Genomic DNA, 13,250 nt, shown 5'->3' with positions numbered 1-13,250 from the left:
ATATTGTATTTAACATCCATTACACTACTATAAAATCTTTTATTATATAAAAAATCACCCCTTAATTAAAGAATTTTACTCGGATATTTCGAAATATGTCTTACTTCCGGTTGTAAAGTTTTCCATATGTAAAGTTCCTTTTTTCCCTTTAATATTAGGCAACATATTCTTTAATTCAGCAATTTGTTCGTCATACATATCTTTCTTGCCTAATAGAATTTTTATCTTATCATTATATAAAATCACCTCATTATTTGACTGAAAATGTATAGTATCGATATCAATTTCATATTTATGGATCAGTCTTGTTAAATCCTTAATTACATCAAACAGCTCGTCCTTTTGCGCTACTATTTTTTCTGTTAATATCATCTTCTCATATACTAGCCCAGTTACAATAGGAATACCTTCGTATGGTTCACTAGAACTATCTACAACAATTCCATCTTTATCGAAATACATATAGTCACCAAGATAATTTATACAACCAAAAATTGATTTTTCATAAACATGAACCGTGAGTGTATCAATACTAGTAAGTTTGACATCCATATATTCAATGAAAGGTACCTGCTTTGGCTCACCGTACTTATACTTAAGATAAAGATATATACTATTCTCATAACGAGTGTCAGACATTAAAATGTCTTTAATTTCATCTTCTGAATAGCGTTCACAACCAATTATCTTAATATCCTGAATTCGGCTTAACTGCGAGAATACTACTAGTCCAATTGCAAACAATGCTAATATAAGCAATATAATCTTAGTTTTTATTTTCTTTTTACGCTTTTGGACATTTCTCATACTTTTCACCATCTTCTATGTATTCTTAACAATCAATAGTATTCTATATGATAACTTCTTCACCACAATTAAGTTCCTCATCATTGTGGTGAAGGTTTCTTATCATGTTACTCTTCTATATAATTTACAGTGGCACCAAGCATCCGCAGATCCCTACAGATGTCCTCATAACCTCTTAATATATATTCAATTGAATGAATGTCTGTCGTTTCCTTTGCAATCATTCCAGCAATAACAAGCGCTGCACCTCCACGCAATTCATATGCTTTAACGGATGCTCCATGCAAAGAACTAACACCTCTAATTATTGCTATTTTGCCATCAATTTCTATATTTGCGCCCATCTTAACTAGTTCCTTAACAACTTTATATCTAGCTTCAAATATATTTTCTATAAGAATACTATTGCCTCTCGCAATCGTTAATGCAGCCATTACTGGCGACTGCAAATCTGTTGGAAATCCTGGATATGACCTTGTTCTTAACAAATCATATGCATTCGGTCTTGATTTTTGAATAACTGTGATACCTTCTGAGCTTGCTTGTGTTACACAGCCCATTCTATTAACTACCTCAATTACCTCCTCTATATGCTCCTTTACGGCTCCACGTAAGATTATTTTTCCTCCTGTAGCTGCTACTGCAGCCATATACGTACCTGTAACAATTCGATCTGCTTTCACTGTGTATTCACAATCATGTAATGAAGTCGCACCTTGAACTATAATTGTACCAGTTCCACTACCGTCAATTTTGGCCCCCATGCAAGTTAAAAACGCACATAATTCGTCAATCTCAGGTTCCTTTGCTGCATTTGTAATAATTGTTGTTCCCTCTGCTAGCACAGCAGCAAGTAATATATTCTCAGTTGCACCTACACTAGGAAAATCCAGATTAATTTCAGTCCCTAGTAATTTAGTCGTCATACACGTAAGAAGATCATTGGCTTCTATAATTTCCGCATTCAAACGTTTTAATCCCTTAACATGTAAATCAATTGGTCTAGCACCTATTGTGCAGCCACCTGGATATGAAATAGTAACAAAATGTTGTCTTCCGAGTAGTGGACCAAGTAATATAATGGAAGATCTCATTCTTGCTACAAATTCGTCTGGTATTCGATAATTATTCAGCTGCGTGGCGTCTACGATTACAGTAGAGCCTTCTTTCTTAACTTTACAACCGATACTATCTAATATACGAATCATGCATTGTACATCTGATATTTCAGGACAATGATGAATTGTCGTAACACCATTATGCAGTACACTGGCAGCCAAAATAGGAAGTACCGCGTTCTTAGACCCTTGAACTTCAATATCACCGTGAAGCTTCTTGCCTCCAGTAACCTGAATATAAGTCACAGCGCACACCCCTAACAGTCCATAAATATAATATATTATATGAATTCTTAAAATATGTGTGCTAAATCAAAAACATTGCAAATATTTATCTTTCTGTCCTAATTTGATTAGAAACGCTTAAGGCAATCCCTATTTCAGCTAATAATACGGATACAGAGGTACCACCATAACTAATAAAAGGAAGTGGAATTCCTGTTGACGGAATTGAATTGGATACTACGGCTATGTTTAAGATTACCTGTATTGCTATATGTGCTAAAATACCAACACAGATTAAGCCACCAAAAAGATCTGGTGAATTTATTGCAATTATGAATAATCTCCATAATAACAATACAAACAATAATATAACTGCTATTGCCCCAAACAGACCAAGTTCTTCACATATAATAGTGAAAATCATATCATTATGGGCTTCTGGAATAAATCCTAACTTTTGCATACTTTGACCAAGTCCTGTACCAAACAATCCTCCGGATGCGATAGCAAACAATCCTTGTAGAATCTGATAACCTTTCGGATGCGACTCAACATTTTTCCAAACTTCAACACGTTCGCCTCGATATCCAACTCCAAAGACATAAGCAGAACCAACAGCTATGCAAAGTAAACCAACTATAATAAAGTACAATTTCTTTCTACTAGCTACAAAGCATACGGATACCATAATTCCGGCTATAACAATTGCTGTACTTAAGTTTTCCTTCGCAATTAATGCTAATAAAGGAGCCATGTAAACAGCAATACGAAAGAAACCAGTAATCGTATCAAGTCTTCGAGGAGCTAGATTAACCACGTATGCCACAAACAAAACAGTGGCAATCTTAGACAAATCCGAAGGTTGAAAGGATATAAATCCAAGGTCAATCCATCTCTTTGCACCATTAATCTCATCCCCAACTATAAGTACTAGAATCTGCAAAGCTACTGCCCCTATGTAAATTAGAGTAACTAATCTAATTTTTAATACTGGTACTTTTTTGAGGAATATCCGATAGTCAATTTTTGAAATTGTTAACATGGCAATAAGACCTATCATCACAGCAAGACCTTGTTGTTTCACAAAATGAGCGGAATCACCATTGTACCTTCTTTGTGCATTAAAGGAGCTCGTACTGTATATCATGACAAGCCCAAAACAAACAAGAAATAAGGTTAGAAATAGTAAACTATAATCGTAGTAACTATGTCTTTTTTTCTTTTGCTCCATACCTTGACTTACACTTCTCGCCACTTTCTATCCTCCTGCCTTTCTCGTTTTGAGTTTTTCCCAGAACAGGAATAAGCAAAACTACTCTTCTATCTTATGAACCAACTCTTTAAAAATTGTACCTCTTTGTTCATAATTTTTAAACATTCCCCAACTAGCGCAAGCTGGAGATAGTAAAACAGCTTCACCTGGCTTTGCTTCTTCTACACAGATTGCAAATGCTTCTTCCAAAGAATCAGCAAAAACATAATCTGTAAATCCACATTCCTTTGCTGTATTAGCAATTTTCTCTTTCGTCTGGCCAATTAATACTAATTTCTTAACCTTACCATTAAAGGCCTTAATCCATTCTGTGTAATCAGAATCTTTATCATAACCACCACCGATTAGAATGGTAGGAGTTGTCATAGACTGAATACCCTTAATAGCAGCATCGGGATTTGTTCCTTTTGAATCATTATAGTATTTAACACCTCTTTTTGTAGCAACATATTCAATTCTATGTTCTACCGCTTCAAATGAACAAATTGCTTTACGAATATATTCCATTGGAACGCCCATAGACATTGCAATTGCAATTCCTGCCATTACATTCTCATAATTATGTTTACCAATTAGTTTGAGCTCATGAACATTACAAAGTTTTGTTTCTACTTCATCAAAGCGACTGTAGATATCTTCACCTTTTAGATAAATTCCTTCTTCTAATTCTCTTTCAGAACTAAAGTAAATTATTTTCGTATTAACTTTTTTCCCTATTTCTCTAAGTACTTCATCTTCGTAATTAAGTACGCAAACATCATTCAGTGTCTGGTTTTTTGTAATGTTTACTTTTGCTTCAATGTATTTTTCCATTGTATGATGACGATTAAGATGATCTGGTGTAATATTCAAGATAGCACTAACAGATGGTCTAAACTGTTCTATTGTTTCTAATTGAAAACTACTCATCTCAGCAACAGTAACAGAATCTTGTGTTGTCTGTGCTACAACATTTGTATATGGGATACCTATATTGCCTACAACAAATACATGATTAAAATAGGTCTTCATAATAGCTCCAGTAAGTGCTGTTGTTGTTGTTTTACCATTGGTACCAGTTATAGCAGCCACATGACCTTTCTCAAACTGGTACGCCAACTCGACTTCTCCCCAGATTGGCACTCCAGTATCTCTTATTTTGTTAACAATAGGTAAATCAGTAGGAACTCCAGGACTTATAATCATAAGATCAAGGGTTGCAATTATCTCATCTGAAAGTTCACCAATTACAATATTTACTCGATCTACATCTCCAATACGTCTTTTTACCTCATAAGCATCTAACTCCGTATTAGAGTCAAACAAAATAATATTAGCTTTTGCCTGTTTCAAAAGCTCCGTAGCAGCAATTCCACTAATACCAGTTCCTACTACCAATACAACTTTATTCTCTAATTCCATACTTACTCCCGTCTGCATCAAGCATATAAGCCTGCGCGAATATACACTAGTTTTTTACATTGCACCAAATGCAATTATACATAGTACAGCTGTAACAATTGAGAACACAGCCACAACTCTTGTTTCTGACCAACCACACAATTCAAAGTGGTGGTGAATTGGTGCCATCTTAAATATTCTCTTACCGCCTGTTAATTTAAAATATGTTACTTGAATCATAACAGACAAAATTTCTACTAGGTAGATTAATGCCACAAGTATAATAAACAAAGGCATTCTTAACACACATGCCGTAGCAGCAACAAAACCCCCTAAAGCTAGCGAACCAGTATCTCCCATAAACACTCTTGCAGGATATACATTGTAGATCAAGAATCCTAATAAACTTCCTGCTACTGCAAGAGTAATTGGAGAGATCCCACTGTTTGCACCAATAGGAGCAATAATTGCCACTACAGAAAAGAATGTTGCAATAAGTACTGTTACACTTGATTCTAAACCATCAAGGCCATCCGTAAAGTTAGAACCATTTACTGTACCTAACATTACGATAAAGAACATTGGAATGTATAACCAAGATATATCGACTAACTTCCCGTTTGTAAAAGGAATTAGTATGGAAGTCCCTACATCTGTATAATTCATTAGGTAGTAACCGAATACTGCTGTTACTATTAGTTGACCAAGCATCTTTTGCCATGCTCGTAATCCAAGATTACGCTTCATAACAATTTTGATATAATCATCTAAAAATCCAATTAATCCAAATCCTAATGTTACAAATAGAATCGGAGCAATGTTTGGATAATCTTTAATATAGAATAAACAAGTAACAACAATACTTACCAATATAACAATTCCTCCCATAGTAGGAGTACCTGATTTCTTCTGATGTGATTCTGGTCCTTCGTCACGAATAAATTGACCGAATTTAAGTCTCTTCAAAAACGGAATTACAATTGGGCACAAGATAATCGTGATTGCAAACGATATCAACACTGGTAATACTAAATTAAAATTCATGTCATTCACCTCATATTTTCATACGTATTTTGCATTTATAAACTCAGCAAACCCGCCTAACTTATAATTATAATCTAATCAAGATATAGAATCAAGTCACTATTTTTGTTAACAGTTTCACCTGATAACGGGAATTGCTCTGCAACCTTATCCCCATCTCCTATATAGTATATTTCACCGAATTCGTAGACTTTAATCAACTCTTCCGCCTCTTCTTTTGTTTTCCCTAGAAAATCAGGAATCTGAAAACTTCCTATACCATACTCTTCAACTTCTTGTTGTGAGTAGTTCTCTTCAATTCCTAGATATGGCAATACGTTGTCAAATACATCTGCAATTACAGGTGCTGCTATGGTACCTCCATAGTAGATTCCTACTGGTTCATCAATTAATACAATTGCAATAACCTGTGGATTGTCCGCTGGTGCAAATCCCATGAAAGAGGATATATATTTACCTGTACCTCTAGGAAGTTTTTCTGAAGTAGCTGTCTTTCCTCCAATTCTAAATCCTGGTAAATACGCGCGCTTACCACTTCCATCTGAAACAACTGCTTCAAGTAAGCTCTTCATTGTCTCTGAGGTTTCTTTTGATATTGCATCTTTACTAAGATCATATTTCAATGTCTGAACATTCCCTGTATCCGGGTTTGTTATTGTTACACCAAAATGTGGTGTAACTAAGGTACCTCCATTTACAATAGCACTAGCAGCTCTTAATAATTGTAAAGGTGTAATTTGGAATGATTGACCAAAGGAAATTGTTGCTAGTTCTACAGCACCTATGTCCTCTACTTTATGCATGATAGAATTTGCTTCACCGGGAACATCAATACCTGTTCTACTAAACAGCCCTAGTTTTTTGAAATGTTTGTATAGATTCGTTGCTCCAACCCTTGCTCCAAGTTCAATAAATACTGGATTACAAGAATTCTTAATACCATCTACGAATGTTTCAGCACCATGTCCTCCCACCTTATGACATCGGATTTTTCGATCTTCTACAATCTTATATCCTGGACAATAGAAGTTATCAGTTAGCTTTACTACACCTTCTTCTAAGGCAGATGCAGCTGTAACTGTTTTGAAAGTAGAACCAGGTTCATAGGTATCACTAATACAAGCATTTCTCCACATCTCATTCAACAGATCGTTCTTCTCTTTATCTGTTAAAGCAGCAACTTGAGATTCATCTTGATTTATTAATGTATATGGAGAATTCAAATCAAATTCTGGATAATTAACCATAGCATAGATTTCACCATTCTGTGGATTCATCAGAATCATCTTAACATTCTTGGCTTGTTTTTCTTCCATAACTTTCTTTGCAGCCTGTTCACAATATTGTTGTATGTTCATATCTAGGCTCAAAGTGAGACTATTGCCTTCTATAGGTTCTATCCGATCCTCAGCAGCATTTTCAATTTCAAGACCTTGTGCTGTTGTTAAAGTTAATATCGTCCCATCAATTCCCTGTAGATACTTGTCATATTCTACTTCTAATCCAATTATCCCTTGGTTATCACTACCTGTGAAACCAATAACCTTCGACGCTAGTGAACCATAAGGATAATACCTTTTATAATCTTCATCGACCATAACGCCATCTAAATCGAAATTTCTAATTATATCGGCTGTTTCTTTGTCTACGTTAGCCTTAATTCTTTCAATAGAAGAATTTTTTTCTACTCGTTTTCTCACTTTTTCTTCACTCATCCCAAGTGTTTCCGATAGTTGTTTGATAACCGTCTCAGGATCTTTAATTTGGCTATGAATAACAGAAATGGTGCATACCGGTTTATTGGATGCAATCACAATTTTGTTTCTGTCATAAATAACTCCTCTTTCAGCCTTGATAGGTCTTTCTCTTTCGTGTAATTGTTGTGCCCTCACTCCATAGTAATCAGCTCGATATAGCATTATATAAGTAAGTCTAATCATTAGAAGCGCCGCAATAAGTAGAATAATTGTAAATACAATAAATGTGTTCCTACGGTTGTAGGTTCGATTTGTAGCCATGAATAAACCTCGTATTGTTATTAATTCATTTTATTACTAATAACTATGGGTTATTCCTAAGTTACAAAGCTTCTATTGTTCTCCGCCTTCTGTGTCGTTATCTTCTCCCTCGATATTTCCTTCGTCCGTGTTATCTTCTTTCTTTGAAGAATCTAAATTTTGCTGAATTTGATCAGCTACATCATCATCTAAGACGTTATAATTCTCTGTATCATCTTCTTCGTCAGCAGTTTCTGAGTTTGGATCAGAGTTTGTAGATTCAGATGAATCATTTTCATCATTGGAAGTTGAATTTGCTGTATCATCTTTCTTGTTCGTAGTTTTTTTATCTTCCTCATTACTATCATCACTAGATTTTAATACTCCCAAGAATGGAAGAATCTCTTCTAAGATATCATGTGATAATTGTTGTGCATAAGTACTTTGTGCCTGATTTTCATCATTTACTTCATCAACAATTGTATAGATCATATACTGCGGATTATCATAAGGTACATATCCAATGAAAGAAACAAGATATGCTTTTTTATCCCCAGTATGCTTCTCGGCAGTTCCTGTTTTACCTCCTATTTGATAACCTTCTACTCCAGCAACTTTAGCTGTCCCATCTTCCACTGTATTATATAGATATTTTGTTAATAAATCACTAGCTTTACTGCTTATAACTTGCTTTGATAAAACAGCGTCTTTATTCTCAACAGTTGCTCCATCCGCATTCTTAATTCTATTAACAAGATGTGGAGTATAATAATATCCACCATTAATCGTAGCATTAAAGGCAGTTGCCATTTGCACCATAGTTACAGTTAAACCTTGACCAAAAGAAGTTGTAGCAAGTTCTAGTGGATTCATCTGATCCTCTGTAAATACTTGTCCTATTTCTTCACCCGGCAAGTCAATTCCTGTTTTTCGTCCAAAACCATAGTTGAACTGATATTTATACATTAAGGAACGTCCCATCTTCTTAACAACTTGCATCATAACATCATTACAAGACTTCATAATAGCTTCTTCAATTGTAAGGTCCCCATGTCCACTTCGATTAACGCAACGAATTGGCTTTACACCTTTAACAACAACTTCTTTACCATCGCAATAATAATGGTCCCCATCTTTTACAATTCCTTCATCTAATGCAGCTGCCATAACAAAAGGTTTGAATGTTGAACCAGGTTCATAATTCTCTGATATTGCATAGTTCTTCCAAATACCATACAAAGCATTCAGACGTTCTTCCTCTGACATCTTCTTGATTTCACTTTTTGTATAATATCCAGTTAAATCATATGGATCATTCAAATCATATTGTTTGTCAGATGCCATAGCGATAATTTCACCATTATTAGGATCCATAACTAAAACTGCCACATTCTTAGCACCAATGTCTTACTGGACCTAAATAATCTGTTTTTCTGCTATTTGTTGAATATTAAGGTCTATCGTAGATACAACCGTATCCCCATCAATGGCAGGTTTTACTGTTCGTTCAAGGTTTAGCTCTTCATCAAAATAACCATATTCTCTACCATTTGTTCCATTAAGATACGAATTATATGTCTGTTCTAGTCCCCAGTTTCCAACATTACCAGAAGAAGTGAACCCTATGATATCACTGGCAGTTGAATTGTATGGATAGGTTCTTTTATATTCCTCTTCAAACCAAACGCCTTGGATGTTACTATCCTTGGCGTCCATAGCTTTTTCAAATTCTTCTATTTCACTATACTCTAACTGTTTTAATACAACCGTATATTGATTATTCGGTTTATCAATAAGTATTTGATTCAAATCATCGTATTCTAAATCAAAGTATGTAGTTAAAGCTTTTAGCGTTGGTTCACGATAAGGTGTTGTAGTTTCTCCATTTACCTTCTTAGTCTCAAGTATTGTTTTAGGATCAAGAATAAGATTGTATACTTTAATCGAAGTAGCAAGAACGGAACCGTTTCGGTCTACAATATCACCTCTTCTATAGGGGATTACACTGCTACTATAAGTTTGTTGGGATAACACTTTTTTTGAATACTTTTCACCATTTTCATTTCTTATATATGTTAATCTCGCTATCAATGCTATCAATAATAGCAAAACAACACCAAATACAAGCAATGTGTTTGCCTGCATTTGGTGTGTAAATTTTTTTATTTTTTTCTCTTTCACTCGTTCTCTTCTATTCATAAACGTCACCTACTTAGCATTTTCATCACTTGGAATTTCTTCAAACTGTTTCACATAATCACTCTTCTGACTATCATATTTAATCACTTGCTCTTTATCAGGAAATACCATACCCAATTCTTCTGTAGCGATCTTGTAAACATAACTCAAATCATACTTTCTAGAAATCTCTTCCAAGGCAGCATTATTATCCTTCTTCATAGTTACAACTTGACTTTCTTTTGCTGCTATGCTTTTACTTAATGTCGTTATATCTGATTGTACCTGGATGTATTGAAGACATACGTAGAAAGTGACTGCCACCGCTGCTACTAATACAATCAACGATATGCCATCCATAGTCTTTGTTCTTTCTCTTCTACGATTTGCAGCTCTTTCCCTTCTCTTTCTTTCTTGGTAAGTCTGCTCTCTCCTTCTTTGTTCTTCCGCATAATCATAGTCATCATATTCATCACTATTATCTGCGTAATCTGGGACATCCTGTAATTTCCTCACAGCAGTTCCATCAACGTAATTTTCTCTTTGATAGTACTTGTTTCGCACGTTCCTATTATTTCTCGCTTGTTGTCGTGCCATAGTCCATTCTCCTTCCCAGATTTATTTTATTAATTATTTACCCTCTCTCAAACACCCTCAACTTTGAACTTTTTGACCTCTTGTTTTCCTCGATTTCCTCTTCCGATGGAATAATAGGTTTTCTTGTGATAACTTTTCCTTTCGGTTTTTTACCACATACACAAGCAGGAAAACTTGGAGGACATGTACAAGGATTTTCATTGTTTCTAAAAATACTTTTGACAATTCGATCCTCTAAGGAATGGAACGTAATAATACAGATCCTTCCATCTGAATTTAATAAATCAATCATATCGTTTAAAGTATCATTCAATACTTCAAGTTCTTTATTCAGTTCAATTCTAATAGCTTGAAAAGTTTTCTTAGCAGGATGCCCTGTATTCATTCTAACCTTCATAGGAATTGCAGCCTTAATCACTTCAGTTAGTTCATCTGTAGTCTCTATAGGTTTTTCTTCTCTAGCTCTTACAATATGTTTAGCAATATTTTTAGCAAACTTATCTTCTCCATAGTCACGAATAATTCGATATAAATCAAATTCACTATAATTATTAACAATATCCTTAGCTGTTTGATCATTTCTCTGATCCATTCGCATATCTAGAGGAGCATTCTCACGATATGTGAAACCTCTCTCTACTGTATCTAATTGGTATGAGGAAACACCTAAGTCGAGTACGATTCCATCAACCTTATCAATACCTAATTCCTGTAATACTTGGGGCATGTTGCAATAATTGCTTCTTACAATTGTTACTTTATCTGCAAATTCTTTCAATCTATCTGTAGCAGCTTCAATTGCGGCCGCATCTTGATCAATTCCGATAAATCTTCCATGTTCACCAAGGCGTTTACATACTTCATAGGCATGTCCACCTCCACCTAGAGTTCCATCAACATAGATGCCGTCTGGCTTAATGTTTAAGCCATTAATTGTCTCATCTAATAATACAGACTTGTGTTTAAATTCCATTACCCGACCTCCAATCGCTGATGTTTGTATTTTTTATCATTTCCTTAGTATATCCGTCAATTAAGTAGCTATTCGTAATCCTCATTACACTAAAAACTTAATCCGAACTCTGACATGTGTTCTGCAATTTCATCCATATTTTCATATGTATTATTGCTTTCCCAACGTTCTTTGCTCCAAATTTCTATCTTATTAAGCACACCGACTAACACTAATTCTTTATCAAGTCCTGCATGTTCACGTAATTTTTGTGGTATAAGAAATCTTCCTTGCTTGTCCACTTCACAACCAGCAGCACCAGCCATAAAGTAACGTTGTAATTGTCTTGCTTCTTTGTTGCCAGGAAGTCCTTTTAGTTCGTTTACGAAGCTGTTCCACTCGTCATTTGGGTAAACAAATAAACACCCATCAAGTCCAAGAGTTAAAACGAATTCGTCTCCGAGTTCTTCTCTGAATTTGGCGGGAATAATCACTCTGCCTTTGGCATCAATTGTATGATTATGTTCACCCATAAACATATGACACACCTGCTTTCGTATAAGATTGACAGCGTCAAATTGAAATTCATTCAAATTGGCGCTGTCGATCTTGATACACCTAAGTAAATTATTTTACTCAATTTCCACCACTTCGTACCACTTCACACCACTTTGTACCACTTATGGTGTAATTTTATAACATTCTTGGGATTTTATCAAGCTTTTCTCCAAAATAAAAAGACGAAAAATTATGGCGTCATAATTTTTCGTCTTCACGTTTGGCACAACATCTTGTAAGAATTTCTCAATTTTAACTTTGCAGTACTAGATGTTGTTGTAAAAGTATATAGATATTTAGTCCTAGGACTTTAGTCCTATTTTTCTAAAATTGACACTCTAGCACTTTCAGCATCAATTTTCTTAATCCCTTCCGATCCAATCTTAGATATATAATTAATTAGAGCTTCATCTAATGCAGAGAATTCATTTACAACAGGCTTAGCTAACATAGTATATCCATCACCACCAGTTGCCATGAAGTCATTCGTTGCTACAATAAATGTATCTGTATCTTTAATAGCTTTCCCATTCTTTGTAATTGATACAATTCTGTTACCAGCTTTTTCTGAAGGATTATAGGTAACCTCAATACCTGCAACCTGTGCAATCGATGCTAATGATTGAATTTCCCCATTCACCATTTCTGGTAGACCATGTTCAATAGCTTCTTTCAATTCTTTACCAGTAACTTTAACCGTTACAATATAATTACCAAATGGAAGTACTGTAATAGCCTCACCTTTTGTTATCTCACCAGAATCGATTGATGCACGGATTCCCCCACCATTGGTAATTGCTACATCTGCTCCTGTCTCATTCAACATTGCTGAAGTAATTAACCTTGATAGATTCGTTTCGCCTTTTCTTACATATTCCCTTCTACCTTCCAATTCGATAGGAGTGTTTGCAACAACTTCGTTTAAAATCGGTTCTTGTGCTGCAGTAATTCCATCAACAACTGATTGTACATAAGAATCATTGAGTACCATGCTTGGTTGGTAATCACTAGCTTTTATAGTTGTAGGAACAATACTAACATTCTTGTATTGGTCTACAGTTACCGTTACCATACCTGCTTCTTGTAGGTACTCTCCTGTACTTGTAATAACTGTATTATTT

The 13,250-nt window shown here is 34.9% G+C and carries 12 protein-coding genes; all 12 read right to left on the bottom strand.

The features are described from left to right. Positions 1–75: 75 nt before the first annotated feature. The gene (locus tag ACW2QF_RS02385) at positions 76–807 is read right to left on the bottom strand and encodes a cell division protein FtsQ/DivIB (protein WP_455714392.1); all 732 of its coding nucleotides are present in this window, start codon (positions 805–807) and stop codon (positions 76–78) included. Positions 808–914: 107 nt separating this feature from the next. Next, positions 915–2,171, bottom strand: coding sequence for a UDP-N-acetylglucosamine 1-carboxyvinyltransferase (gene murA / locus ACW2QF_RS02380; protein WP_455714391.1), 1,257 nt, complete (start codon positions 2,169–2,171; stop codon positions 915–917). An 85-nt stretch (positions 2,172–2,256) separates the two neighbouring features. Further along, positions 2,257–3,405: an FtsW/RodA/SpoVE family cell cycle protein gene (locus ACW2QF_RS02375; RefSeq protein WP_455714390.1), complete on the bottom strand. Its 1,149-nt coding sequence runs from the start codon at positions 3,403–3,405 to the stop codon at positions 2,257–2,259. 57 nt (positions 3,406–3,462) lie between these two features. After that, complete coding sequence (murD, locus tag ACW2QF_RS02370; RefSeq protein ID WP_455714389.1) at positions 3,463–4,824, bottom strand: UDP-N-acetylmuramoyl-L-alanine--D-glutamate ligase; 1,362 nt, start codon at positions 4,822–4,824, stop codon at positions 3,463–3,465. Between the two features lie 54 nt (positions 4,825–4,878). Further along, positions 4,879–5,847 carry a phospho-N-acetylmuramoyl-pentapeptide-transferase gene (mraY, locus tag ACW2QF_RS02365; RefSeq protein ID WP_455714388.1) on the bottom strand — a complete coding sequence of 323 codons (969 nt, stop codon included), beginning with the start codon at positions 5,845–5,847 and terminating at the stop codon, positions 4,879–4,881. A gap of 74 nt (positions 5,848–5,921) precedes the next feature. Beyond that, positions 5,922–7,865: a penicillin-binding transpeptidase domain-containing protein gene (locus ACW2QF_RS02360; protein WP_455714387.1), complete on the bottom strand. Its 1,944-nt coding sequence runs from the start codon at positions 7,863–7,865 to the stop codon at positions 5,922–5,924. Between the two features lie 72 nt (positions 7,866–7,937). Continuing rightward, positions 7,938–9,233 (bottom strand): penicillin-binding transpeptidase domain-containing protein, encoded by a 1,296-nt coding sequence (locus ACW2QF_RS02355; protein ID WP_455714386.1) that lies wholly within the window; start codon positions 9,231–9,233, stop codon positions 7,938–7,940. Between the two features lie 27 nt (positions 9,234–9,260). Continuing rightward, positions 9,261–10,043 carry a hypothetical protein gene (locus ACW2QF_RS02350; protein WP_455714385.1) on the bottom strand — a complete coding sequence of 261 codons (783 nt, stop codon included), beginning with the start codon at positions 10,041–10,043 and terminating at the stop codon, positions 9,261–9,263. Between the two features lie 9 nt (positions 10,044–10,052). Beyond that, complete coding sequence (locus ACW2QF_RS02345; RefSeq protein WP_455714384.1) at positions 10,053–10,619, bottom strand: septum formation initiator family protein; 567 nt, start codon at positions 10,617–10,619, stop codon at positions 10,053–10,055. Positions 10,620–10,656: 37 nt separating this feature from the next. Beyond that, positions 10,657–11,592: a 16S rRNA (cytosine(1402)-N(4))-methyltransferase RsmH gene (rsmH, locus tag ACW2QF_RS02340; RefSeq protein ID WP_455714383.1), complete on the bottom strand. Its 936-nt coding sequence runs from the start codon at positions 11,590–11,592 to the stop codon at positions 10,657–10,659. Positions 11,593–11,681: 89 nt separating this feature from the next. After that, complete coding sequence (mraZ, locus tag ACW2QF_RS02335) at positions 11,682–12,110, bottom strand: division/cell wall cluster transcriptional repressor MraZ (RefSeq protein ID WP_455714382.1); 429 nt, start codon at positions 12,108–12,110, stop codon at positions 11,682–11,684. A 335-nt stretch (positions 12,111–12,445) separates the two neighbouring features. Further along, positions 12,446–13,250 (bottom strand): bifunctional metallophosphatase/5'-nucleotidase (locus tag ACW2QF_RS02330; RefSeq protein WP_455714381.1); only part of this gene is annotated, 805 nt, incomplete at its 5' end.

Source organism: Anaerosporobacter sp., assembly GCF_965301125.1.
This window is presented reverse-complemented; position numbering and strand designations above follow the sequence as displayed.

Bases quoted from the DNA above. Each gene is read 5' to 3' on its own strand.
- ACW2QF_RS02385 (WP_455714392.1), bottom strand. From the start codon at position 807: ATGAGAAATGTCCAAAAGCGTAAAAAGAAAATAAAAACTAAGATTATA.
- ACW2QF_RS02345 (WP_455714384.1), bottom strand. From the start codon at position 10,619: ATGGCACGACAACAAGCGAGAAATAATAGGAACGTGCGAAACAAGTAC.
- ACW2QF_RS02360 (WP_455714387.1), bottom strand. From the start codon at position 7,865: ATGGCTACAAATCGAACCTACAACCGTAGGAACACATTTATTGTATTT.
- murD (WP_455714389.1), bottom strand. From the start codon at position 4,824: ATGGAATTAGAGAATAAAGTTGTATTGGTAGTAGGAACTGGTATTAGT.
- mraY (WP_455714388.1), bottom strand. From the start codon at position 5,847: ATGAATTTTAATTTAGTATTACCAGTGTTGATATCGTTTGCAATCACG.
- rsmH (WP_455714383.1), bottom strand. From the start codon at position 11,592: ATGGAATTTAAACACAAGTCTGTATTATTAGATGAGACAATTAATGGC.
- mraZ (WP_455714382.1), bottom strand. From the start codon at position 12,110: ATGTTTATGGGTGAACATAATCATACAATTGATGCCAAAGGCAGAGTG.
- ACW2QF_RS02350 (WP_455714385.1), bottom strand. From the start codon at position 10,043: ATGAATAGAAGAGAACGAGTGAAAGAGAAAAAAATAAAAAAATTTACA.